Raw genomic sequence first — 25178 nt, 5'->3', positions numbered from 1 at the left:
TTTCGAAATGGTTTATCTTAGTTTCTGGAAATCATCTCTATGCCTTTTCGGATGTCTTTTCGAGTGTTTCTAACAAGACTGGTCTAAGACTTATCGAAACCTGCTTACTCAATTACAGCGGTTGCATTTTTTCAAGAAATCCTCACTCCACACTGGGTTTGTGAGAGCGCCTACTGGCAAACTTTCAATGGAAGTTTCTCCTTGCCAAAAAGTTGAAGGCACGCGAAGTTCTGCTCTGACGTACCCATGTTCTCTGAGGTCAACATCTAACACCGTTTCGCTTGATTCTTCGTTTAATTTTTTCTGCAGTAATCCACCTTGTGGTGAAAGCAATCTTAAGATCAAACCTTTTGCTTTTTTGGCAATCACTTTGACTGTATATTTGTTGGTTTTTACAACATCACCTTGCATTGCGATTTTTTCGTTGTTTTTGAAAATTTCCAAAGCCAAGAATGGTCCCAAAGGACAAGCGGATATAGTCACATGCCCAGCGCGAATACCTTCAAGAATGGATTCAACGGTTAAATCTTTTGCGTAAACCCAGGTTGTCGGATACCCAAGCCATTCAAATATGCCATTTCCCAGTTTAATTGGATGACTATCACTGCCGCCGACTGCGATGATTCTTCTTCCAGAAAGCAAAAGATCGTTCCAAACTTTCAAGCTGTGTTCGTTGTTCCTGCTCCAAATGGATTGCCAGACTTCCATACAGTCAAAATCAAACGAATAGCCAAATTCCCACTCTGGACCTCCTGGCTTTGGATGATTTATTGAAAATAAAAGCCTTTTGCGATGAACTTCTTCGCACAATTGTTTTATTTGTTGTTGAGAAATGCATCTGAAATCAAACCACTGTTTTATTCCCCAAACGTTTGCATGACCAAGGTAAGTGGTGATCTCTTCACCAGGTATAACACAGAAATCTTGGCATTTCAGTCTTTGAATATCCAAAAGGTGACTAACAGTGTTGTGATCGGTGATGGCAAGAAAATCAAGTCCACGTCGTCTTGCTGCGGCGATCAGTTCATCCACACCACACTGAGCGTCGGAATGATAAGTATGAGAGTGCAAATCTCCTTTAAACCAAGCTGGACCAGTTTTGCTACAAATGTGTGGATAATTTTCGCTAGTGGTTATTTTTACCAAAGGAATGCTCATGTTTGTCAAAGAAATCTCTGAATCATGAAGCAGTATTTCCACGGTGTAGTCACATCTTTCGGAGTTTATCTTGTAAAGTCCTAAGATGACTTTCCAAACGCCAGGAATTATCGGACCTGGTATATATCCAGGTGTGGCAAAAGTTTCAGCAATTATCACGTGGCTTTTAGCGCTGCCGCTCCAACCTCGAAATCCTTCTGATGATAAAAACGAACCACCTCGTGGATCGAATAAACCAAGATCTATTACATTCCCCTGGCTGCGATCGTAATCATATCGTATTTCCAAATACTTGACGTTCTCTGGCACACTGAACGCAAAAAGTCGATACACGGATGAAAGACGATCTGAAGGTTTGAAGCTTCCAGAATAAACAATCTTCATGGCCATAACCTTTCACCTGTTTCCGCAAAGATGTAAATTCTGTTGGGATTTAGATGAATATACATCTGGTTGGAAAAAGTGGGAGGTTGATCTGTAAAAAGTCTTACTGAAACCAAAGAAGTTCCAACTTGTAGCGTGATCAAAGTCTCCGCACCGAGTGGTTGAATCGCGTACAGATGACCAGGTATGGCGTAAGGACCTGGTTCGCTTGATAGCTTTACATGCTCCGGCCTGAAACCAAGCATAAGATACTTTTCACCTAGTTTTTCAAATGAAAATTTTTGCTCAAGCGGTAAAGTCAGATCAAGCTCAAACTCGTTTCCTACGATTATTGTGAGATCTTTTTCTTGTTTTAAAAAGCATGTGAGTAAGTTCATCGGTGGGTTTCCGATGAATCCAGCCACAAATATGTTGTTTGGCCTGTGGTAAATTTCAAAAGGTGTACCAATTTGAAGCAATTTCCCTTGATCCATAACTCCTATTCTGTCTGCCATTGCCATGGCCTCAGCTTGATCGTGAGTCACATATATGGTGGTTATCTTTTCTTCCTTGCACAAGTGCTGCAAAAAAGCGCGGGCTTCAAGTCTTAGCTTTGCATCAAGATTTGAAAGCGGTTCATCAAATAGAAAAATTTTTGGTCGATAAACCAAAGCCCTGGCAACAGCTGCTCTTTGTTGTTGTCCACCTGATACTTGACCAGGCCTTCGAGACAAAAGATCCTTGATCCCAAGACGCGTTGCGACTTCTAGAACTTTTTCCTCTATTGTTTTGCGCGGAACTTTTCGTAGCTTCAATGGATAAGCGATGTTCTCAAAAAGAGTCATGTGTGGGTACAAAGCATAATCTTGAAAAACCATGGCCACATCTCTTTCTCTTGGATGTACGTTTGTTATATCCTGACCATCAAGGAAAATCTTTCCTTCGGTTGGCTTTTCCAATCCCGCTATGAGTCGAAGGGTTGTTGTTTTTCCACATCCTGAAGGTCCAAGTAATGCAATGAATTCGCCTTTTGCGACGGAAATAGTCAAGTGATCCACGGCAACAGTTGTGCCAAACTTTTTCGTGACGTTGTCCAAAAGAAGATAATCCTTTGTTATCTTGTTTTGTTCCTGCGGTACAAGTTGATTTTCCTTTGTAATCATCTTTTTATCCCTCCAAAGAATCTGAATCCGTATTTCCAATTCACAAATAGATAAAGTACTATAGCTGGAAGCATGTATATCAAAGAATACGCCGAAACCAAAGTTAGCACCGGAGTTCCACCTTCGGTGTAAAACGTGTAAATGGCAATCGGAGCCGGCATTTTCAAAGGACTTCTAATTAAAACCATCGGGATTAGAAAATCTCCCCAAGACTGAACAAAAGCCCACACAGCAACAACCATCATTCCAGGTCTTATGATAGGAATAACAACATCTCTAAACATTTGCAAAGGTTTTGCGCCACTAACAATAGCTGCTTCCTCGTAGGAACGCGGAACACTGTCTACAAAACCTCGCATGAGGAAAATCCCAGTTGGTAACAATCCACCAATGTAGACGAGTATAGTCCCAAGGTGTGTGTCAATCAACTTTAGGGAATACAAAAGCAGAAAGATTGGAACCATTGCAGCCGTTCCAGTAACCACAGCGGAGAATAATATCAAAATGTAAACTATCAAACTTTGACCAGGAACTTTTATCCTGGAAAGAGCGTAAGCTGCAAGTGATGCTATCAAAGTAACTCCGATCATTGCGCCGCCAGCTATTATTGGACTGTTTACAAACAGTGCTCGAAACGATATTGGATTTGATAAAACTACTCGAAAGTTGTTCAAAGTAGGTTTAGTTGGAAGTGAAATTCTCAAAGTAGCAGCTCTACTGAACGGAGCAGTGAAAAGCCAAAGGAGCGGTAACAAAAAGAACGCGATCAAAATTACTATCAGCAATATTCGGGCCAAATTTGATAAAAAGGATTTCAAACGCCTCATTTGTACACCTCCTGACGCTTTAGAAACGTGAGGTAAATTATTGCCAAAATCAAATTGATGGTCATCGTTACTACGGCTGCACTTGCTCCTCTTCCAAACTCAAGAAATCTGAAAGCCTCTCGATAAGTGTACATCGGAATTGTCTCACTTTTGAACAAAGGTCCCCCGCCGGTTATAAGATATGGTGTGAATGAGTTGAACGTCCAAAGTGTGACCAAAATCAAATCGGTGAGTATGTGCGGTTTGATCAAAGGAAAAATCACGTCTCTAAATCTTTGCCAAGCCGTTGCTCCGATCACTTCGGATATATCCCAGTAAGAAGGCGGAATCGATCCGAGGGCTGCGGAAAACAAAAGCATTGAAAAAGCCGTTCCTCTCCAAATGTTGAATAAAATTATTGCAAGAAGAGGCTGCTCAAAGTACCAATCTATTGGACCTATTTTGAAGAATTTCAAAATGGCATTCAAAGTCCCAAAATCTCTATCCAAAAAGGCAATCCAGGCGAACGCAACAGGCACACCTGGTAAAATCCAAGCAGCTATGGCAAGCGTGTAAACAATTTCACGAATTGTTTTCCATTTAAATCTATGAAGCAAAAGAGCTATACCTAACCCCAACGGAACCTGCCCAAGAATTGCAGAACCAACGACGAAAATCGCCGTATTTTTCAAGGCATTACCAAATTCTCCTGGGCGCATCCAGCGTTGAAAGTTGAACAATCGAAGATAGTTCCTTAGTCCTACAAACGTAGGAGAAAGTGCGGCTGGACCGGTGAGTGCTCGATTGGTGAAACTTATCACGATCACCCAAAAGAATGGAAACAGAAGAAAAAGGCAGATGAACAATAGAGCAGGCACCAAAAACAAAAAACCAACTTTTTTTGGCAAAATCTCCATTGGCCTTTCCTCCCTTCGTTGACAAAAGGGTCCGGCATAAGCCGGACCCGATCAGCGTTTTGCTATGATTTATAATTAAAGTTACTTAGTAGGTACGATGATTACTCTCTCGCGGTCTACTATTTCAATCACCGCTTCTTTGTATGCTTCCATAGCCTCCTTTGGTGTCATTATTCCAGATATTACTCGCTCTGTCATGAGCTGGGCTTGGTAAGAAATCTTTGGATATTCCGGATACATCGGTCGAACGGTCGTAAGTGGCAAAACTGCTTCAGCCATGGCGGACATCACGGGATCACCTATAACTGGTACATCAACTCTTGCGCGAATTCTGGGTTGTATCTTTTGAAATTCTATCTGCATCTCTTTACTCATTGCAAAACTCAGCAAAGCCCACGCCAGATCGGGATGACGAGTGTTTGGATTGATGATAAAACCAGTTCCACCGGAGATGGAGACAAAATCTTGTCCACGGTATCCAGCGCCAGGTTCTTTAGCTGGCATCTTTGCCCAACCAACTATTTGCTCGCGGTTTGGAATTGCCCACTCGGAACCAGGAGCAAGGACTGATCTCCAGAACCAATCTCCTTCGACAAGCATGGCAATTTTTCCTTCTCTAAAGGCTTCGAAAGTTTTGGCACGAGCACCTGATGTCAGCTGCATTCGGGCATCTCCAAGTTTCTCGTCAACATAGACTTTTTTGTAGAACTGAAGGGCTTCCAAAATTCCTGGATGTTCAACGATCCATTTTTCAGATTCAAAGTCAAACATGTGAATTCCCGTACCGAGTAGGACCATGAACCAACCTTGCATGGTGGTAGCTTCACCCATTTCAGTACCTGCGTTGATTTGAAGTGGAATTACACCAGGCAGTTGCTTCTTGATCAACCTCGCCGTTTCCAAAAGTTCTTCCCAAGAACGTGGTTGCCATGGTTCTGGGATGCCAGCTTTTTGGAACAAATCACGACGATAGAAAATGACACGAACGTCTGTACCAGCTGCTAGTCCATAAACTTTTCCACGATAACTCAAAATTTCTCTCATTCCTTGAGGTATATACTGCCATCCTTCCCAGTCCCATACCGAAGGTCCGACAATTTCTTCAAGAGGTTTGACCAAACCGGCTTCGGCAAATTCAGGGATCCAAAAGCCGTCGAATCCCAGGATGTCTGCTCCTCTACCAACGCTCAAATCGAGTGCATATTGCTGCTTAAGTGCCTCATCGCTTCCGCTGAACTGAATGAATTCAACTTTCACATCAATGCCTTTCTCTTTCATTGCGGCGGTGAATGCAGGTACAACGATGTCCTCAAACCACTCAACAAGTTGAGTGTTGACCCCTCCTCGAACGGCTCTTGAAATAACTGTAAGCGTAATTGGTTGTCCAAACACCATCGATGCAACCAGCACACAAACCATTACAGTTACCATTAACTTAAACCATTTCACAGCAACCCCCCCCTTTGGAATGGCAGTTGTATATACTTCTATTGTCAGTATAAACGGGATCATGTGCCAATTTCAAGCCTAATTATTCGTGATTATAGGCAATTATCGCCAAAAAAGATTGTATATACAACATGGTATTTTTTCTTTCTCTTTCTTCCTTGTTTTTTCAAGTTTTTTCTTCAAAATATTAACTTTTGATTCCTAAAAAATACTTGATATCATTTCAACAGAAAGATCTCTCACAAAATTGGGAGAAGATGGATGAAATGAAAAAGTACGAAATGATCACAAGATATTTAGAGAGGCTCATACTGACTGAGAAAATCAAAGTAGGCGAAAAACTGCCTTCTGAGAATGATATTTCCAAGCAATTTGGTGTCACACGCATGACCGTTAGACGAGCTTTGTTGGAGCTCGAAAAGAAAGGTTTGATCTTCAAGATACGCGGTTTAGGAACTTTTGTCAGTAGCGATGATCTGCTCTCAACCAGAAGAATAGGTGTTCTGGCTCGAAGCCCAACCATCGTATTTGGAATAGTCAAAACATGTACAGCTCTTGGAATCAAATGCTACGTAGAAGATACAGGACAAGATGTAACAAGTGAAATAAGAGGATTGAAACATCTTTTAGAGCACAAAATTGACGGTTTGATAATAGAGCCAAGGGCATTTACCGTAGAAAATCATGTCTTTCATCGCCTTGTGAATGCGAGTTTCCCGGTTGTTTTTGTTGATAGACTTGTGGAAGGATACACGGATATACCAACGGTTTTATCCGATAACTACCTTGGGGCGAGTTTACTTGCCAAACACATGAAAGAACGTCATAAATCGAATAACGCCGTTTTCGTCACTTTTGAAGGGGTCAACATTTCAAGCGTCAAAGAGAGATATGAGGGAATATGTGAACAATTCAAGCAAAAAATAGAGGTTGTAGAAGTTGATGGTCTTCAAGGAGATTTTTTGCCTCTTCTTGATTTAGTGAAAACAAGAAATATTGACACAATATTCTTCTGCAATGATTTTCTTGCTGTGAGAGGGTTGGGTTATCTTTTAAAAAGCGGCTTGAAGGTTCCAGAAGATGTAAAAGTGGTTGGATTTGACGATGAACCAGTTTCAGCTTTAACTATTCCGGAGTTGACAACAGTCAAGCAAGATTTAGAGCAGGTTGGAAGCCTTGCGGTTTTAACGCTTGTCAAGCTAATCAAAGGTGAGAGCGTTGGGAAATTGTTACGCATAAAAACCGAGTTGGTAATCAGAAAATCTTGTGGCTGCAATTTGTAGGAGGTATTAACATGGCTTACCGCAAAAGGGAGATGGAAGTTTCTCACTTGAAGAGAGCTCTTTTTGAATTGGCGCCGTTTTGCGTTGTTAAAAGGTATCAAATTGGTGATTGGACAAATGAGGGAAACAAAATTTCTTTGCCTTTCAATTGGTCTGGAAAAGATATGACGACCTTTGAGTGTTTTTTTAATCAAGAATTGCCAACAGCAGAACGCGAAGTTTACTTAAACGCTTGGTTTGGTGGAGAAACTCTTGTAAAAATCGACGGAAAATCTTACGGGGAAGTTAATGAATTTCACAAAGAGATCGACTTAACGAGCTTTTGCGATGGTAAAAAGCATCGGATTGAAGCAGTTGTAGTTCCAAGAGGGTTATTTGGGACAAAAGAAGAACCCATTTTCAAATACTCCTACGTGGTTGTTTACGACAAAAAAATGAGGGAAATTTTTTTCTTTACAAAGAACGTTATTTCGGTGATAGAAGAAACGGACGATGAAAGTTTGGCAAACTACTTGATAGACGTAACCAACGATTTTCTTCAGTCGCTGGATTTTCCAAGGGATTTGGAAACTTTCAAAAAGGGGCTTTTCGACAACATCACAGCATGGGAAGTTGAAAAGGTTTGGGATTCGGTTGAAATAGTTCCAAACGAGGGATTGTTCAGCAAAGAAGTTTTGGATACAGTTTTGGAAAAGTTCGAATCGTTCAAAGAGAAAGTCAAAAAGGCTCCTTTTTCAAAGCACGGTACAGTTTACGTTGTGGGTCATTCTCACATAGATTACGCGTGGCTGTGGCCAGTTGAGGAAACAAAAAGAAAGATAATACGAACTTTTGCCAACGCGGTTTTCCTTGCCAAAAAGTACGATTATTTCATCTACAGCCAATCTTCTGCACAAATGTACCAAGATCTCAAGGAAATTGATCCGGAGTTATTTGAAGAGGTAAAGAAACTGGTTGAAAAAGGGCAGTGGGAACCAGCCGGAGGAATGTGGGTTGAATCTGACACAAACCTTGTTTCCGTTGAATCGCTTATAAGGCAATTTTACTACGGGCAGAAATTTTTTGAGAAAGAGTTTGGAAAACGATCCGATTTTTGCTGGCTTCCGGACGTTTTTGGCTTTAGCTGGGTTTTGCCACAAATACTTGTCAAATCTGGAATCAAGTACTTTGTGACGACAAAACTTAGTTGGAACGAATCAAACAGATTTCCGTACGACATATGCTGGTGGCAAGGAATAGACGGCAGTAGGGTTTTGTACTATTCGTACAAAAACGACGACGGAGGATACAACGGCAACATCAATGCAAAATCGTTGATAAATTCTTGGAAAAACTTTCGACAGAAAGAATTGACCAATAAAATACTGATAACCGTTGGCTATGGTGATGGAGGCGGTGGACCAACGGAAGAGATGTGTCAAAACTACATTCACCTGAATGAAATCCCAGGCATTCCAAAGGTTGAATTTTCAACGGTATCAAAGTATTTGAATTCGATGAAGTTTGAAGATACCAATCTTCCTGTTTGGAATGACGAGCTGTACCTTGAATTTCACCGTGGAACTTACACTTCTCAGTCAAAGGTGAAAAAACTTCACAAGCTGGCAGAAGATAGCCTTAGAAAAGCTGAAATTATAAATGCACTCAGCGAAAAAGATTACCAAGAAAAAATAGACGAACTTTGGAAAATCCTGCTTAGAAATGAATTTCACGACATACTTCCAGGCTCTTCGATTCGAAAGGTTTACAAAACCACAGAAAAAGAACTAAGCCAAGTTATTGAAGAATGTGAAAAAATCATAAAAAATTGTGTGAATCAAAGTGAGGCAAAAATCACCCTCTTTAACCCCTCTAGTTTCGAACAACGCATTAAATTCGAGCTTAAAGAAAACCTTACCATAGAAGGTTTTGACAAGGTGAGAACTTACGATGAAAAATATTTGTACTATTCTCAAGAAACTTTGCCACCTTTGGGTACAAAGGTTTTTGATGTAAAACAGTCAACCGAATTGAATGAAAAATTTGAAAAGCCCAAGGATAAGTCTTCGGTTGAATCGAAAAACTTAAGGTTTGTGGTGTTTGAAGATGGAACCTTCAACATCTACGACAAAAGACTTGAAAGATGGATTTTCAAGGAAAACGGTGGTAACAAACTTGTTGTCGCAAGGGATGTTCCTGCTTATTATGACAACTGGGATATAGACATAAACCATGAAAGGCATCTTTTCAAATTGAACGCACAATCCATAAAACTCGTTGAGGAGAACGAGCTGAGAGCGGTTTTTGAGGTTGTGTTTAAATATGGCAAGTCCTGGATTGTTCAGCATTACATCTTTTGGTTTGACGAAGAGTTTGTCGAAATAAGAACAAAACTCGATTGGAGCGAAAAAAGGACTATTCTTAAGGCTGTTTTCGAAACGGATATAAAAAGCAGATATGCAAAGTACGATTTGGATTGTGGTTTCATCGATCGTCCGACAACCAGAAACACAAGCTTTGAAATGGCAAAATTTGAAGTGCCAGCTCACAGGTGGGTTGATCTATCCGAATACGATTACGGTGTTACGATAGCAAACAATTGCAAATACGGTCATTCAGCCAAAGATGGAACCATTTCTTTGTCGTTGATAAAATCTGGCATTTTTCCTGATTTTTACGCAGACGTTGGCATTCATGAATTTTCCTACGCTGTATATCCACACCTAAAACTTGACTTAGGAGATGTTGTGAAATTTGCCGATGTTTTCAACAAACCCATCGAAGTTCTTAAAGGTGGACTTGCACAAAGTTGCTTGATCAGTTTTTGCAAAAAGAATTCGAAAACACTATCGTTAAGGCGAATTGGAAAAAGTTACTATCTAAGGTTTGGAGAAACCGTTGGAAGCCACGAAAAGGTAAAGGTATCTTTCAATCAAAAGGTTGAAAAAGTTTGGACGACAAATCTTTTGGACGAAATTGAACATGAAATCGACCTCACTGAACCAAACAGTTTCATTTTCGAATTGAAACCTTTTGAGATAAAGACCATCAGGGTGGATACTTTCTAAAACAGTTGGCGACCTTTCAAAAGGTGGTTCTCTATAGAGCCACAAATTTTTTATTTTGGTGTAAAATAGAATCAAACTTTCTGCGAGGTGATTTCTATGAAAAGGTTCTTTTTCATAACTCTGATGTTCGTTGTTGCTACAATGATCGCGGCAAATTATGGTGTTTATCACGATTCGACGTTTGACAGAGGTACTGCGATTTTCATTTCAAACATGAGCGAAGAAAAAGCCTATTTGAGAGTTGTCGTTTACAATTCAACGGGAGATGAGCTTTGGAAAAACACCTATCGGCTCAACCTTTACGAAACGATTTTGATCGATCTCACCAAAATCATAAATCCGGATATCAACACGTGGGGATTGGTACTTGTGCAGAGCGATCAGCTTCTTTCCATATCTGTTTCCTACCTTCAGGATGATGCTTTATTTTCACGCGATATCATCACGGAACCTGCACAAAGTTCAATGGATGCAAAATAATATTGGTACAGCGCTTATTATGAAAAAGTTGGGATGGCTGAAACAGACGTTATGATTTCAAACATTTCTACAAGGGAAGCCGATGTCTACGTTTGGATATACGATTTTCAGGGTAAGATTTTAAAGGAGCTTTCTGGAACAATAAGTCCAAAAGCTACCGCATACGTGAGTCTTTACGATGAGCTTGACGTTGAAACTGTTGGAGTGATCGACATTCGCTCTACAGAACCTTTGATAATAGCCGTTGAATACATCAGGGATGGAAAAAGCTGGTCTATAAAGAACATAGTCAATTGGTATACAACCACAAATTGGTAAATCTATTTGCTTTAAGGCTTTTTTAATTTGTATGTAGAATTTTTAGAGTCGGAGGTGATGCTTGATGATTAAAGCTAAATTTTTAGCCATTTTTGCAATTTTATGCGTTGGCGTAATAGCTTTAGGACAAGTTCTTGTTGTCGTGCAGGCAGAGCCATTTTCCATGGTTTATCTGAACGACATCTATTACGGAATGGTTGGTATCGACGGAAAGCTTGAGATAACCTTGACAAGCTATGGGCAATACAGGGTTAGAGTTGTGAAAGATTGGTTTGTAGCTTACGAATCGGTTGTTTATACATCTCCAAATACGCGAATCGTGATTGCCGCTCAGATGAAAAGAGCAGGTGCTCTTAGAATTTTCTCAAATGTTTATCCAGTTGAAGTTTATATTGAGGGGAAATTCATTGGAAGAGCAAATTCCGTCAAAGATTTACTCTATGTGCCCGAAGGAACGCAATATGTTACTTTCAAATCGGATGGGTACATCCCCGAAACGCGTATGTTGACTTTTAACTACACGAAAGAGACGGCTGTGAATATCAACCTAATTCCAGAAGCTTTGATGGTTGATTTGAAAATCGAACCTGAGGCTTTCTCGCCAAACGGAGATTGGTACAAAGATACCACAACCTTTTACATTTATCTGAGTAAACCAGCACAGCTTGTTGTTGAGGCAATTGACCAGAATAAAAATGTAGTTTGGAGCTGGAGAGGAAAAGGAAAAAGCGGAACCAACACGATAATTTGGACTGGTGTGGGACTTCCCGATGGTACTTACGAAATAAGAGTAACTGCTTTGACCGATTCTGAGGCTTATTACGTCAGCAGGCCAGTTACCATCGATAGAAGTGTTTACACCTACACCAAGGAAATAACGCTTACAGTGCTTGGGATAGGCCTTTTTGGAGTGCTTTTGTTCTTTTTGCTTTCAACTTCTCAATGATTAAATAAGTTGAAGGCACTGGCTTTACGGTAACTTTTTTCTTCTCTTCCGTTTGAACCCAGCCATCTAAACCCAAAGCCAGTGCTCTTTCTATTGCCTTCTCGTACTCCTCTTTAGTTATCCTGCGGTTCAAAAGTTCATCATTTCTTGCGCCAAAAAGAGGATTGTATTGGGCCATCAAAGAAACTGGTACATTTGGAGAAAGTCCAAAGTAGACAAATTCAAGAACTTTTTCAGTTGACGAAACATCGTTCGGAAGAACAAGATGTCTTATTATCAAACCCCTCATCTTTTCTTCTTTGAATGGTCCAACCTGCCGTAGCATTTCAACGACTGCTTTCTTGGCTACGGTGAAATAATCTGGTACCTTTGAATATTTCATCCCAGTTTCATCATCAGCGTATTTTATGTCTGCCAGGTATATGTCCACATAACCTTCCAACATTTTCAAAGTCTCGACCGACTCATAGCTGCTGGTGTTGTAAACCACTGGTAGGTTGAAGCCTTTCGATTTTGCAATTTCAAGTGCTTGTACAATTGCCAAAATGTGTGGCGTGGGAGTTACAAGGTTCAAAGTTTTCGCTCCGTTTTTTTGCAAATCCAAAAATATCTCGGCAAACTCTTCAAAGTTGATCTCAACTCCATGTGCAAGTTGGCTGAAGTACATGTTTTGACAGTAAATACATCTCATGTTACAACCGCTGAAGAAAATCGTGCCAGCACCAGTTTCGCCACTTATTGGAGGTTCTTCGCCAAAATGAAGAACCACGGCGTTCAGTATCGGCAAATAACCTGCTTTGCAGCGACCGGTGGAAAAATACCGGTTGACTTTGCATTTAACTGGACAGATATCGCATTTTTCAAGCCTTTTCTTTAAAACTGCCACAACTTCATTCATAATACTCCAACTTTGCTGAAAGCGATGAGAATTTCTCTATCAAATTTTCGTAACCACGAAAGATTTGATCGACATCGCTTATAATTGTGGTCCCTTTTGCCATTAAACCTGCTATCACCAAGGCAGCGGCAGCTCTAAGGTCAGTTGCGGAAACTTGAGTTCCACTTAAATATTCGACACCGTGAACAATGGCAGTCCCATCGGTCACCTCGATTTTTGCACCCATGCGACGTAGTTCATCGACATGGAGGAACCGGGATTTGAAAACCGTTTCTATTATGGTGGAAGTTCCTTCTGCAACCGTCAGGAAAGTCATGATCTGTGGCTGCAAATCCGTTGGAAAACCTGGATAAGGTGCTACATGAACCTTGACCGGTTTTGGCCTGGTTGTCATTTTTACTTCTACAGAGGTTTGATCGATTTTAAGTTCCACCCCAGAAAGGTTCAAAATCTCAAACAAAGAAAATAAATGCTTCGGTTCCAAACCTTCGACGACGGCGTTTCCCTGCGTTGCGGCAACGGCAATTATGTAGGTTCCAGCTTCGATTCTATCTGGAATAACCGAATGAACGCATCCTTTAAGTCTCTCTACTCCGAAGACTTCTATGGTTTTTGTACCAGCTCCTGAAATTCGAGCTCCGCATTTGTTCAAAAAGTTTGCAAGATCTTCTATCTCGGGTTCCATTGCGGCGTTTTGGATTACCGTGTAAGTACCGGCCATCAAAGCTGCGGTGGTCATTATGTGTTCCGTGGCGCCAACACTTGGAAAAGGAAAAGTCACGATCACTTGTGATGGCTTTTCGTTCATTCGAGCTTCAACTACACCATGTTCGACCTTCACCGAAAAACCCAGTTTTTCCAGCCCGTAGAGATGATAATCAACCGGTCGAACTCCAATAGAACATCCTCCAGGCAGAGGAACAAAGGCTTCTTTAAACTTCACCGCCAAGGGACCTAGGACGTTGAAAGAAGCCCTCATCTTTCTGACAAGTTCATATGGTACGGATGTGTTGGCTTTTTCAACAGGATATATCTCAAGTCTGGAACCTTTGAATTCGACCTTGCTTCCAGCGGATTCAAGAATTTGAATCATGGTTCTAACGTCCAAAAGATCTGGCACGTTTTCCAAAACAACTTTTTCATCGCAGAGTATTGAGGCGGCCATTATAGGCAAAACGGCGTTTTTCGCTCCAGATACTTTGACACGCCCCGATAATTTTATTGGCCCCTCAATTACAAGCTTTCCCATCAAGCTATCTCCTGCCTAAGGCTTTCGATCATGTTTTCAAGATTTTGTTCATCATCAGGGTAAACTCTGCAAGCAACCTTTACATGACAAGGTACAGCGCTAACACAGCCATTTTTGATCCTTTCAGCAACCTTCAAGGCATTCTCTTTGGTTATCTCGGTGAGAAGAACTATGAAGGTATCGTCAGAGAATCTTCCAACGCTGTCCATGGGAACGCGAACTATGCTTTTCAAAAACTTACCGAGCTGGATCAAATGTTTTTCAAAATCGTTGTTTTTGTCAACAAGTCGGACCAAAATAACAGCGTAACTTCTGTTTTCTTCAAAGGCTTTCTGGTGATAATAAGAAATGAGCTTGCTCATGTGCTCCATGTTGTAAGTTCTTGTCAAACTGTCGATTATTCTGCTTGTTCCTATATCCTTAACAAAGTCATCGTAAAGCTCAAACTGTTTTTTCACAAGTGCGTTGTATTCAGCAAGCATCTGTTCCATTTGAGCTTCGCGGGCTTTGTAATATTCAATCTGCTCTTCTAAAATTCTGATTTTCTTCAAAAGTTCTTCCCTTTCGTCCACTATTGATTCCTCCTAAAGGTTAAAGTTATTTTCCACATATATGATATCATCAAAATGAAAAATAAATACCCTTAAAAGGGAGTGATCGTTGTGAGAAAAATGCCACTCTTGCTTGTGGTTATTTTTGTAGTTGTGATTATTCTTGTATCCTGCAGTACCCCTACAAATCTGGTTGAAAACAAAAGTCCCCGTTTCAAATCCGCATATCCACCAAATGGTGCTACAAAGGTACCAACTGATGTGACTCTAAGTTGGGAATTCGAAGATCCAGACAACAACATAGTTAGATATGAATACAGAATAAGTAAGGATAAAAACAACCTTGGTAATTTCAAAGGTACCGATAAGAATTTTGCAAAAGTTCCATTAGATCTAGCCACTACCTACTACTGGGAAGTTGTGGCAATCGATACTTTTGGTGCAAAAGCAAGTTCTGGTGTGCTTAGTTTTACGACTGAGCGACCACCTGTGAAACCTTATAATCCCTCACCAGCAGATGATACTTTTATTTACGTTAAATCAATCGATTTAAATTGGGAATGTTATGATCCAGACGGAGATGAAGTTGTTTATGACCTCTATTTTGGTGAAACTAATCCACCTCCTTTGAAAGCAAAAGATTTGAAAGAATCAACTTACAGAGTGGATAACTTAGAGGAAAAGACATATTATTGGAAAGTTGTGGCAAAATCCGATGGTTTACAAGCAGAATCAGAAGTTTGGAGTTTTTCAGTTTCAATACCTGTTGGAAGCAATTTGTTTGTTCTAGCGCAATACAGAATTTATGAAGTTGATGCAACGAACATAACCTCACCGACAACTAGTTTATTGTTCGAATTAACCTCTGGAAAAGCCATCGACAGTTATAACAACAATGTGTACGTTGTTGGGGATAACGGTATCGCTGTTTATGATAGCAGAAGACTTTATCAAAACTCAGAATTCAAAGGTCACAGAATAATTGTCAAAGAGCTTTTAAGCAAAAATGTGAAAGTTGTAGCTGGTGATCTTTATGCGTTTGTGGCAGATAAAGAAGTTTTGAAGATACTGGATGTTAAAGATCCATCAAACATAGGAAAAGTTGCAGAATTTCTTACAAATAACCTGAAAGGCTTCTTTGTTGAAGATTCCAAAGTTTATCTTTGTGAAGAGAACATGTTGAAAGTCGTAGATGTAAGTAGTCCAGCTTCTCCCGCAGAAGTTGCTAAATATGAATTTGACTCAGAATACCCCATCGATGTTTACGTAGTTGACAATTTTGCGTACGTCATCACAGACAAAAGTTTGTGGAAATTCGATGTATCTAGTGAAAGTGAAATAAAAGAAGAAAAGCAAGTTTCTTTAACTGGTAATGGTAAAAGAGTCTACTACGATTCAGGTTTTGTCCTTGCTTTAACCGATCAAAAGCTTTATAGATTTAGCAGCGATTTTTCAAGCAAATTAGAGATTAATTTGTCAAATGGAAACGCTGTTGTCGCAAAGTCAGGATATGTTTACGTTGGTACTTCAAATGGTTTGAAAATTTTCGATATGAACTTAAGCCTTGTAGGAGAAGCTTTGAACAATGAGATTATAGAAGATATTTGCTTTGCACAATAAAATATGAAACCGAAAAAGATGGAAAAATAAAACCCGGCATCAAGCCGGGTTTTATTTTGTTATTCTTGTACCTGTCAAGCCATTCAGCGCCTCTTTCAACTTTGATATTTCCGTGATTAAGCATTCTCTACCAGTGCTTTTTACAAAGTTTATGGCAGCTTCTATCTTTGGTCCCATGCTGCCTTCTGGGAAGTGACCTTCCTTTAGGTATTTTTCAGCTTCCTCTATGGTCAAATGGTCCAAATCCACTTGATTTGGCTTTTTATAGTTTAAAGAAACCTTTTCAACTCCTGTTAGTATGATGAAAATATCTGCATTGATTTCAACTGCTAGCAAGGAGCTTGCCCTGTCTTTGTCTATGACAGCTTCAACTCCTTTTAGCTGTCCGTTTTCTTTTACAACTGGTATTCCACCACCACCAACTGCTATCACCACAACATCGCTAGTCAATAAAAGCTTTATGACATCTTTTTCAACGATTTCCAAAGGTTTTGGAGAAGGTACAACTCTTCTAAATCCTCTTCCGGCATCCTCTTTCATGACCCAGCCTTTTTCCTTTGCCAGTTTTTCAGCTTCCTCTTTTGTGTAAAACGGCCCAACTGGTTTTGTGGGGTTGAAAAATGCTGGATCGTTCTTATCCACAACAACCTGTGTTACGATGGCTGCTATTTCTCTTTTCATTCCCACTTTCAAAAGTTGGTTTCTAAGACTTTGGGCTATCATGTATCCCAAGCTTCCTTGAGTTTGAGCGTCGTTCACATCGATTGGAAATGGTGGTATAACCGACTTTGCCATCTCTTGTTGGATCAAAAGATTTCCAACCTGTGGCCCATTTCCATGGGTTATCACCACGCTGTAATCTTCAAGCAATTCCACGATGTGTTTCATGGCATCGTTTAAAGCACTTAGCATATTCTCAGCTGTCGGGCTTTCACCAGGTCGATTCACTGCATTACCACCGATTGCAATTACAGCTGTTTTCTTCATCCAAATACCTCCTCGCACCACAGAGTACTGCAAACAAAAAAATGTGCGAGGGTACATTCCCTCGCACATTTTCAAAAGTTAAAGTTCGATGTATGGCAACAAAGCCATCTGCCTAGCCCTTTTAATCGCTTTCTTGATCATTCTTTGGTGCTTGGAGCAATTTCCACTAACCCTCTTTGGAATTATCTTGGCTTTTTCGTTCAAAAATTCCCTCAAAAGCCTAACATCCTTGTAGTCTACGTACTCAACCTTCATTTCGCACAATTTACATTTTCTAAGTTTCTTTTTCCTTCTTCTTTGCTCTGCCATTTAAATCGCACCTCCTTAGAACGGTGGTTCATCTGGATTTTCACTTTCACGCCAAAAATCATCAAAGATATCCTCGTCGGAGTTTTCAATTTGACTTTCCGATTCAGCAAATTCAGTTTCTTCCTCTTCTTCAAACTCTGGTTCAACGGTTTCGGACACAGATTTTCGTTCCAAAAATCTTATGTCCCTTGCCCAAATTTCGGCGGTGGTTCTGGTTGTACCGTCTCTTGCCTGCCATCTTTGAAGTCTAAGTTCTCCTTCTACAAGTATCAACTGTCCTTTTTTCAGATACATCTTGGCAAATTCAGCAAGCTTGCCAAAAGTCACTATTCTGATAAAATCGGTGACCTCCTCCGCATCTGGCCGTGGAGGTCTGTTCACCGCAAGATTGAAAGTGGCTACCATCCGCCCGGAGGTAGTGTAACGCGTTTCTGGGTCCCGCGTGATTCGACCAACCAAAATGACCCTATTGAAATAGGGCATTAAGACACCTCATTCTGATTTTTCTTCGGTTGCCTGCTGCTCTTTCCGTTTCTTTGCTTCTTTCTTTTCGAGATCTTCTCTTCTAAAAGTCTGCCAACGTATGATCTGAGGTGTCACCCGGTAAAATTCTTCCAACTTATCAACGTTGGCAGGTGGGGCTTTGAAGTAGATGATCGTGTAATCTCCTTCGGTTTGATGGGCTATTGGGTAAGCTAATTTTCTGATTCCCCAGCGGTCAACGGATTGAATCGTTCCTTTGCACCTTTCGGTGATGATGCTTTTGACTTTTTCAACCAAGCTTTCTCTTTCCTCGCTGCTCAAGCGAGGATCCATGATGAACATGGACTCGTAAATTCTCTCCATACGATCCTCCTCCCTCGGTCTTACGGCCTTGCCTACCTCCGGCAAAGCGGGAGCCTTCAACATTATACAACGTTTATGTCCAACATTTGTTAAATCGTGGTTAATTGATGTGATTTGTGCAGAAAAAGAAGGTATAATCGTGCTTGAGAAAAAAGATTTTGCAAAGGGAGAAAGTGTTTCATGGTAAAAAACGTTGTTTTTGATCTTGGAGGAGTGCTTTTATCCTGGGAACCGTACAAGTACATGCTGGAAAATTTCGGAAAAGAGGTCGCCGATTTTTTGAATCAAAAGGTTTTTGAAGACAAAGATTGGTGGCTCATGGATCAGGGAGTGTACACCGAAAAGGAACTTTGGGAAAAAAAGAAAGCACAACTGCCTGAGTACAGACATTATTTGGAAATACTTGAAAAAGTTGTACCAGAATTACTTGTTCCAATTCAAGAGAACGTATCGGTGGCGTTGAGATTAAAGGAACTTGGCTACAAAATTTATATTCTTTCAAACTTCAGCAAGAACAACTTTGATTACGTTTATTCCAAATACGATTTTTTCAAAGCATTTGATGGCATGGTGATTTCAAGTCATGTGAACGTTGTGAAACCTGACGAGAAAATCTACAGAATACTCATAGAAAGGTATTCTTTGATTCCACAAGAATGTCTTTATGTGGACGACAGGAAGGAAAACGTTGAAATGGGATTGAAACTTGGATTTTTCGCCGTCCATCTCGAAGTCCCATATCAACTTAAAAGTATTGTTGAGAAGATTTTGAAAATCACACTTTAAACCCTTTTCAAACAGGTTTCTAAACCTATCACAGCCGCACCAAGCGCGCCAGTTACGGTTGGATCCTGCGGAACTTGAATGGAAGTGTTGAGAAGTTCTTCTAGGCACTTTTTGATCGCGATATTTTTTGCCACACCTCCGGTTAAAACCACCGGGCTTTCTCCATTTACTCTGCCGTACATTGCAATCAATCTTTTTGCTATCGCCATGTGAACGGCTTTGAGTATGTCCTCAACCTTATGTCCAGAGGACCTTAGAGATATCACTTCGCTTTCTGCAAAAACAGTACAAACACTGCTGATACTCAAATTTTCTTTGGCAAAAAGCGCTACTTCTCCAATTTTTTCTATCGGTACTTCCAACGTGTGCGCCATTACCTCGAGAAATCTACCTGTGCCAGCTGCGCATTTGTCGTTCATGACGAAATCTTTAACTTGCCCATCTTCAAGTTTTATGACCTTGCTGTCTTGTCCTCCTATGTCGATTATCGTTTTCACGTTTGGAAAAATCTCCCGAACCCCCTTGGCGTGACATGTTATTTCGGTAACTTGTAAATCTGCAAAGTCTAAAAGCGATCTGCCATACCCAGTTGCAACAACGAAAGCTTCTTCTCTTGAAATTTTCAACTTGCTTAAAACCTTTTCAAAAAGCATCGTCGCAACCTTGACTGGGTATGCACCAGTTTTTACGACTTCTTTGTAAAGCAAGTTTTTATTCTCATCCAAAACCGCTATTTTCGTTGTTGTAGAACCACTGTCAATACCGACGTAATATTTTGTTTTAGATTCCCTTCTCTCAATACCTTTTTCCATTTCGATCAGCGCCTCCAAACGAGTTTTGATTTGCTGATGATTCATTGAAAAATCGTTCTCAACCGTTACAAACTTTACGTTTAAACTTTTTAGTTGCATTTCGTCAAACCAGTAAAAATCGCAGAACTTTACCGTATGAATTACGGCAAGGTTGGTTTTGAATTTTTCAAATATCCACTCTGTTTGCCTTTCTTGGAGAGATCTTGCACAGAAAAGTCTTTGGCCAAGTAGTCTCAAGGCTATGTTTTCAAACGGATCTTTTGTGTATTCAAGTTGTGAAAACAAAACAAGTGGTCCACTGCACGTGGCGTTGATTGGGAGAACCTTGTTTTCTTCAACGATGCGAATGAAATTTTCATCCACAGGTGATCCAAGTACTATCAAAGGCTTTCCATGGTTTTTCATAGGTCCAACGTACTTTGAACCAGTTATTCTTTCGTACAAAACTTTGGCTTCTTCAAAACGAAATTGATAAACTGCTTGCTCGAGTTTTTCAATATCCTCGTACAGCTTTTTTTGAACCTCAAGCAGTTTTTCTCTACTCACCTTTTTGCCAAAGAACTTTTCCAGCTTCAGCAAGACAACTTCAAGGTCTTTTTTAAGCTTTTCTTTGCTGTGCTGATTAACCACAGTTGGCAGATGCAACGTAAAAACGCTGTGGGTTTTCGTCAAAAAGTCAACGGAACGTCTCATCGAGTCGCAAGAATCAATCCAAAAGAGCACGGCGTCTTTTGGCAGATCGGCGATGGTTCTTCTGCAAAAAGAGCAAACGTTTGGATGAAAATTTTCAAATTCGCAGCCTTTGATCTCAACCCTACGATATGGTATATCCAAACACATGAAAAACTCGAAAGGAACTCGTGGACAGTTGTAGATTATCATGATATCATCTCCAAAAAAGCATTTACCTTTGTTTTGTATTGAGCGGCAGATTGATTGTTGTGATCAACGCAATCGCCGTCCAAAGAAAGGAACGGAATGCCAATTTTTCCAAGTTCTTCCTTTATCAAAGAAACAGAGCCGGAAGATTGCTTACAACCCCAATGGTTGAACTGTATCACGCCATCAACCTTAAAATCTAAAGCAAGTTTCTTTATCAATTGAAGCCTTCTTTCAAGCGAACCTGTTTGGTAATTTTTTAAAAGCTTATCGGCAAGAGTTTCCAAAGGTCTTGAAGTGTCGATTTTCCAATCAAGCCAATCCCATTCAAGTTCACTGGTTACAACTGCGAATTTGGATTTTTCACCGAAAATTTCATAAAGCTCGTTGTCATAATAAGGTGTAAGATACAACCAAAGCAATCTTTTCTCCACATTTTTATAGGTGGGATAACCTTTCAATAAAGATCTTGCGGCTTTCAAAGTTACCAAACTTGGATTGACGTGAAGCGAGTACATAATGTTCACATGCTGATACAACTTCATCTTAATTGGTTCTTCACAAAATTTTTGATAAACTTCCCGCAAAATATCGTGGGTTTCTTTCTCAATTTCAAGGATTATCTTAAGTTTTTTCATGTCAAACTTCTTGTTCAAAAGCTTTTCAATTTCAACAATGAAGTCCTCAAGTTGTTTTGTTACATAATCTTTGTTTGAGGGAAGCTCTTTCCTTGGTATATCCAAAAGAAAAAACTTGATGTTGAACAGCCTTGAATGAGTATAGAAAGTTGGGATATTCCCATCACACAATACATTCGTTGTTGCAACGAACAACGGCTTTGGAAAAATTCCAAGAAGATTTATTCCAAGGCTGGTTCTGTGAAAGGTGCACATGTTACGTGCGATCCCCATCGACTCAGCTTTAGATATAGCAACATCCTCCAGCAGCATTGAAGCAAAAGCGCCAGCTAGTCCCTCAGCTGAAACAGGATGCAAATCAAAGGCTAGCAGAATCTCAACCGGAAAAAGCAAATTCACCCAAACAACATTTTTACCAAAAATAGCTTTTTGAACGACTTGCAAAGCACAGTAATCCATCCAGCTTGAAAAATCGTTTTTCAAAACTGCAACAGTTTTTCTTCTGAGAAACTCCGCGGAAAGCCCTGTTTTCAAAATTCTACGAGCTTTTGAAGGATTATAGATATATTTTCTCAATAATTTCCCAAAGGCAACACTTCTTTTACTCATTTCTCTTTCTCACCAACGAAAAAGTATACTATAAATGCAAAACAATTTATTTTGGAGGGATAACTAGTGTGTGGCATTTTTGGAATAGTTTACTCTCAAGATAGAGAAGACTTAGGACAAATTTTGACTGAGGCTGCTAAGAGGTTGGTTTACAGAGGATATGATTCTGTAGGAATTGCAACCATAAGAAAAGATAAAAGCTCGGAAATTAGAAAGGATGTCGGAGTCGTCGATGAAGTTGCTATTAGGTTGAACTTTACGCAGATGAAAGGTTTTAAAGGAATAGTACAACTTAGATGGGCTACTTTTGGAAAACCATCCCAAAAAAATGCTCAGCCTCACTACGATTGTGACAAAGACATGATTGGTGCGCACAACGGGAACATAGTGAACACAGTTCAACTTAGAAATCTTTTCTTGAGTAAAGGGCATATCGTTAGAAGTGAAAACGACGGAGAAATAGTCGTACACGCGATTGAAATGTTCTACGATCAGTTGAAAGATATGAACAAAGCCATTCAAGAAGCAAGCAAAATCCTCAAAGGTGATTTTGCGTGCGTTATTGCAAGGGTTGACGATGAAAAAATGTACTGTATCAAAAGAGGATCTTCGTTGTATCTAGGCGTTGGTGATGGATTTGTTTGCGCTTCATCTGATCTACCTTCGCTGATTCCATTGACAAGAAGAATTGTGCCACTTAAAGATGGTGAATACGTGGAGTTTACCTATGACAATTACACGATTAGAAGCCTTGAAAACGGTGAAGTTATACATCGTGAACCGCAGGTTATGGACATTTCTTCGGAGGCAGCGTCAAAACTTGGTTACGAGCACTACATGATCAAAGAAATAAAGGAACAACCAGAAAGACTTTCGGCTTTGTTTGAATTTTTGAGATACTACATGGATATATCAAAATACGTGAACATGCTCAACAATGCTAGGAACGTTTTCTTGGTTGGTTCAGGAAGTTCTTATCACGCAGCGCTTGCAGGAAGCTACTTTTTCAACAAAATAGCAAAGAAAGCAGTGTTTGCCTGCGAAGCCGGAAGATTTTTGGAAAATTACGGCGATTCTTTGAGTAAAGAAGATGTGGTTGTCCTCGTTTCACAAAGCGGAGAAACGAAGGATATCATCAACGTTCTAAACCATGTTGAAAACAAAGCAACCGTTCTTTCAATTGTCAACGTCATGGGTTCAACGGTGATGATGAGAAGTCAATTGAACATCCCACTTTGTTGTGAGCTTGAAATATCAGTTCCGGCAACAAAAACCTTTGTGAATCAACTTGCGGTATTCTATTATCTGGCTTCAAAAATGAGCTTTGACGATACCTATCTTAAAGCTGTCAAGACAATCCCTGAGCTTGTTAAAAAATCGATTGAGGTTACAGAGCCACAGATTCTAGAGCTCATAGACAGCGGAATAGACTTTGCAGATTCTTACATGCTGGGATATGGAATCATGCATCCTATAGCTTTGGAAGGAGCTTTGAAGATAAAGGAAGTAGTTTACAACCACGTGGAAGGTTTGCATTCATCCGAGTTCAAGCACGGTCCATTGTCAAGAGTTAAGGATGGATATCCTGTTTTCTTCATCACGCACAGCAGTCAAGCTTCGATCATAATTTCCCACATAAACGAAACAACGTGTAGGGGTGGATTGGCGATAGCTGTCAGCAACAAATCCGAAGAAATTGCAGCGAACGTTCAAAAATTCGTTGAGTATCCAGATTGTCCCTGGTATATTTCGGTTTTCTTGGCAACCGTCCCGTTGCAGCTTTTTGCTTACCATCTTGCGTTAAAATACGGAAACAACCCAGATCTTCCAAGAAATCTTTCAAAAACCATTACTGTAGATTAAATTTTGGTATAGTATAATTTCAGCCGGAGGTGAAAAATATGCCAGAATTTTTAAATCCATTCAGCGGGAAGGTACCAGAAAGAAAGATGACTCTCCAGGAATTGATAAGGGCAATCCGACTCAACCTTGCAGCCGAAGAAGAAGCTGTTCATCTTTATATGGCGCATGCTGAGGCAACCGATCATCCTTTGGCAAAGAAAGTGCTGATTGACATCGCAAATGAGGAAAGGGTACATGCAGGAGAATTTTTGAAACTTTTGGAAATACTCACAAAAGACGAGGCAAAATACCTTGAACAAGGTGCAAAGGAAGTAGAAGAACTGGCAAAGGACGAGTCTGATGAAGAGCCAACGATTGGTTCTCTGAGGGAAGGTGAGTGATATGGCAAACAAGTATCTTATGCAGGAGGATGCCCCCGTAAGTCAAGAAGTATGGGATTTGCTCAACAAAACCATGGTTGAAGTTGCCAAATCTTGTTTAACGGCAAGAAAAATTTTGCCAGTTAAAGGGCCTTTGGGATTTGGTGTGAAACAGATATCTTTGGCGGATGAAAAGGTGATGGAAGGAGTCTTCGTTCCAAAAAGCCTTCCTCTGTTTTACATTCATAAAACTTTTTCATTTCCGATGCGTGATATTGCAAGTTTTGAAAAAGAAAAGGTGGCTCTTGATCTTGGAAAGTTCATCCAAACTGTCAGAGAATGCTGCGAGCTTGAGGACAAAATAGTTTTCGAAGGAATCAACAACAACTATGGATTTCTCAACATGCCAGGAACGCTCAGCTGTTCTATGAAAAGTTGGGAAAAAGTCGGGCAAGCAGCCGAAGATTTGATCAAGGCAATAAGTCTTTTGGATGAAGCGGGCTTTCATGGACCATATATCGTTGCGCTACCTTCCAGCAGGTACAACTTGCTCTTTAGAAGGTATGAAAGTGGAAATCAAACAGAATATGAGCACATAAAGACGTTCATCAAAAGTGTTGTAAAAGCACCTGCGTTAAAAAACGAAGCAATCGTTTTCAGTGATTCTTCAGCGTATGCTTCACTGATAATCGGTCAAGATATGTCTATCGGTTTCATAGGTCCTAAGGACGAACAGCTTGAATTTTCTATATCCGAAAGCATCGCTCTTCTTGTCAATGTTCCTTCAGCTTTCTGTGTGATGAGAGGCTAAAAGCCTCTCATCATTTTTTTGTTGCATTGTT

The 25178-nt window shown here is 40.2% G+C and carries 24 protein-coding genes; 10 read left to right on the top strand and 14 right to left on the bottom strand.

Going from position 1 to position 25178, the window contains the following annotated elements:
* Window positions 1–108: 108 nt before the first annotated feature.
* From THETH_RS10365 to THETH_RS07465, 5 genes are all read right to left on the bottom strand, one after another.
* The gene (locus THETH_RS10365) at window positions 109–1542 is read right to left on the bottom strand and encodes a CehA/McbA family metallohydrolase (protein ID WP_052295983.1); all 1434 of its coding nucleotides are present in this window, start codon (window positions 1540–1542) and stop codon (window positions 109–111) included.
* A complete protein-coding gene (locus tag THETH_RS07480) occupies window positions 1539–2684 on the bottom strand; it encodes an ABC transporter ATP-binding protein (RefSeq protein WP_013932746.1) in 1146 nt (381 codons plus the stop codon). Before THETH_RS07480 ends, THETH_RS10365 begins: the two co-directional genes overlap by 4 nt.
* On the bottom strand, window positions 2681–3511 hold the full coding sequence (locus tag THETH_RS07475; RefSeq protein ID WP_013932745.1) for a carbohydrate ABC transporter permease: 831 nt from the start codon (window positions 3509–3511) through the stop codon (window positions 2681–2683). Before THETH_RS07475 ends, THETH_RS07480 begins: the two co-directional genes overlap by 4 nt.
* Complete coding sequence (locus THETH_RS07470; protein ID WP_013932744.1) at window positions 3508–4407, bottom strand: carbohydrate ABC transporter permease; 900 nt, start codon at window positions 4405–4407, stop codon at window positions 3508–3510. The genes THETH_RS07475 and THETH_RS07470 overlap by 4 nt, the downstream gene beginning before the upstream one ends.
* Before the next feature lie 81 nt (window positions 4408–4488).
* Window positions 4489–5856: an ABC transporter substrate-binding protein gene (locus THETH_RS07465; RefSeq protein ID WP_211205260.1), complete on the bottom strand. Its 1368-nt coding sequence runs from the start codon at window positions 5854–5856 to the stop codon at window positions 4489–4491.
* A 266-nt stretch (window positions 5857–6122) separates the two neighbouring features.
* Between THETH_RS07465 and THETH_RS07460 the strand changes: the two genes are divergently transcribed.
* The 5 genes from THETH_RS07460 to THETH_RS07440 all read left to right on the top strand — a co-directional run bounded on the left by THETH_RS07460 (window position 6123) and on the right by THETH_RS07440 (window position 11930).
* Window positions 6123–7139, top strand: coding sequence for a LacI family DNA-binding transcriptional regulator (locus THETH_RS07460; protein WP_013932742.1), 1017 nt, complete (start codon window positions 6123–6125; stop codon window positions 7137–7139).
* An 11-nt stretch (window positions 7140–7150) separates the two neighbouring features.
* Complete coding sequence (locus THETH_RS07455) at window positions 7151–10186, top strand: alpha-mannosidase (RefSeq protein ID WP_013932741.1); 3036 nt, start codon at window positions 7151–7153, stop codon at window positions 10184–10186.
* Window positions 10187–10282: 96 nt separating this feature from the next.
* Window positions 10283–10666 carry a hypothetical protein gene (locus THETH_RS07450; protein ID WP_013932740.1) on the top strand — a complete coding sequence of 128 codons (384 nt, stop codon included), beginning with the start codon at window positions 10283–10285 and terminating at the stop codon, window positions 10664–10666.
* A gap of 33 nt (window positions 10667–10699) precedes the next feature.
* Window positions 10700–10984 carry a hypothetical protein gene (locus tag THETH_RS07445; RefSeq protein ID WP_013932739.1) on the top strand — a complete coding sequence of 95 codons (285 nt, stop codon included), beginning with the start codon at window positions 10700–10702 and terminating at the stop codon, window positions 10982–10984.
* A gap of 64 nt (window positions 10985–11048) precedes the next feature.
* Window positions 11049–11930, top strand: a complete 882-nt coding sequence (locus tag THETH_RS07440; RefSeq protein ID WP_013932738.1) for a PEGA domain-containing protein — start codon at window positions 11049–11051, stop codon at window positions 11928–11930.
* Here THETH_RS07440 and THETH_RS07435 read toward each other — a convergent pair.
* Genes THETH_RS07435 through THETH_RS07425 form a run of 3 tightly spaced genes read right to left on the bottom strand, consistent with a single transcriptional unit; the run spans window position 11866 to window position 14649 of the window.
* Window positions 11866–12828, bottom strand: a complete 963-nt coding sequence (locus THETH_RS07435; protein WP_013932737.1) for a radical SAM protein — start codon at window positions 12826–12828, stop codon at window positions 11866–11868. The two genes, THETH_RS07440 and THETH_RS07435, sit on opposite strands and share 65 nt — an antisense overlap.
* A complete protein-coding gene (murA, locus tag THETH_RS07430) occupies window positions 12821–14077 on the bottom strand; it encodes a UDP-N-acetylglucosamine 1-carboxyvinyltransferase (RefSeq protein WP_013932736.1) in 1257 nt (418 codons plus the stop codon). The genes THETH_RS07435 and murA overlap by 8 nt, the downstream gene beginning before the upstream one ends.
* Window positions 14077–14649: a diguanylate cyclase domain-containing protein gene (locus THETH_RS07425; protein WP_013932735.1), complete on the bottom strand. Its 573-nt coding sequence runs from the start codon at window positions 14647–14649 to the stop codon at window positions 14077–14079. The genes murA and THETH_RS07425 overlap by 1 nt, the downstream gene beginning before the upstream one ends.
* Window positions 14650–14739: 90 nt before the next feature.
* Between THETH_RS07425 and THETH_RS07420 the strand changes: the two genes are divergently transcribed.
* On the top strand, window positions 14740–16248 hold the full coding sequence (locus tag THETH_RS07420; protein ID WP_013932734.1) for a fibronectin type III domain-containing protein: 1509 nt from the start codon (window positions 14740–14742) through the stop codon (window positions 16246–16248).
* 51 nt (window positions 16249–16299) lie between these two features.
* Here the strand turns inward: THETH_RS07420 and arcC are convergent, their stop codons facing one another.
* The 4 genes from arcC to rpsF form a co-directional block, all read right to left on the bottom strand.
* Complete coding sequence (gene arcC, locus THETH_RS07415) at window positions 16300–17235, bottom strand: carbamate kinase (protein WP_013932733.1); 936 nt, start codon at window positions 17233–17235, stop codon at window positions 16300–16302.
* Window positions 17236–17313: 78 nt separating this feature from the next.
* The gene (gene rpsR, locus THETH_RS07410) at window positions 17314–17544 is read right to left on the bottom strand and encodes a 30S ribosomal protein S18 (protein ID WP_013932732.1); all 231 of its coding nucleotides are present in this window, start codon (window positions 17542–17544) and stop codon (window positions 17314–17316) included.
* A gap of 15 nt (window positions 17545–17559) precedes the next feature.
* On the bottom strand, window positions 17560–18027 hold the full coding sequence (locus tag THETH_RS07405; RefSeq protein WP_013932731.1) for a single-stranded DNA-binding protein: 468 nt from the start codon (window positions 18025–18027) through the stop codon (window positions 17560–17562).
* 9 nt (window positions 18028–18036) lie between these two features.
* A complete protein-coding gene (gene rpsF / locus THETH_RS07400) occupies window positions 18037–18390 on the bottom strand; it encodes a 30S ribosomal protein S6 (RefSeq protein ID WP_013932730.1) in 354 nt (117 codons plus the stop codon).
* A gap of 180 nt (window positions 18391–18570) precedes the next feature.
* Here rpsF and THETH_RS07395 point away from each other — a divergent pair, with 180 nt between their 5' ends.
* Entirely contained in the window at window positions 18571–19176 is a 606-nt protein-coding gene (locus THETH_RS07395) for an HAD family hydrolase (RefSeq protein ID WP_013932729.1), read from the top strand.
* Here THETH_RS07395 and THETH_RS07390 read toward each other — a convergent pair.
* Both THETH_RS07390 and THETH_RS07385 read right to left on the bottom strand, forming a co-directional pair.
* Complete coding sequence (locus tag THETH_RS07390) at window positions 19173–20870, bottom strand: acyl-CoA dehydratase activase (protein WP_013932728.1); 1698 nt, start codon at window positions 20868–20870, stop codon at window positions 19173–19175. The genes THETH_RS07395 and THETH_RS07390 overlap by 4 nt on opposite strands.
* Window positions 20867–22114, bottom strand: coding sequence for a 2-hydroxyacyl-CoA dehydratase subunit D (locus THETH_RS07385; protein ID WP_013932727.1), 1248 nt, complete (start codon window positions 22112–22114; stop codon window positions 20867–20869). The genes THETH_RS07390 and THETH_RS07385 overlap by 4 nt, the downstream gene beginning before the upstream one ends.
* A 66-nt stretch (window positions 22115–22180) precedes the next feature.
* Between THETH_RS07385 and glmS the strand changes: the two genes are divergently transcribed.
* From glmS to THETH_RS07370, 3 genes are read left to right on the top strand one after another with little or no spacing between them, the layout of a single operon-like run.
* On the top strand, window positions 22181–23977 hold the full coding sequence (gene glmS / locus THETH_RS07380; RefSeq protein ID WP_013932726.1) for a glutamine--fructose-6-phosphate transaminase (isomerizing): 1797 nt from the start codon (window positions 22181–22183) through the stop codon (window positions 23975–23977).
* Window positions 23978–24015: 38 nt separating this feature from the next.
* Complete coding sequence (locus THETH_RS07375) at window positions 24016–24357, top strand: ferritin family protein (RefSeq protein WP_013932725.1); 342 nt, start codon at window positions 24016–24018, stop codon at window positions 24355–24357.
* 1 nt (window position 24358) lies between these two features.
* A complete protein-coding gene (locus tag THETH_RS07370) occupies window positions 24359–25147 on the top strand; it encodes a family 1 encapsulin nanocompartment shell protein (RefSeq protein ID WP_013932724.1) in 789 nt (262 codons plus the stop codon).
* Window positions 25148–25178: the final 31 nt, after the last annotated feature.

Origin of the sequence: Pseudothermotoga thermarum DSM 5069, assembly GCF_000217815.1 — a bacterium.
GTDB lineage: Bacteria > Thermotogota > Thermotogae > Thermotogales > DSM-5069 > Pseudothermotoga > Pseudothermotoga thermarum.
The sequence above is the reverse complement of the archived record's forward strand: the minus strand, read 5'-3'. Positions and strand labels throughout refer to the sequence as shown.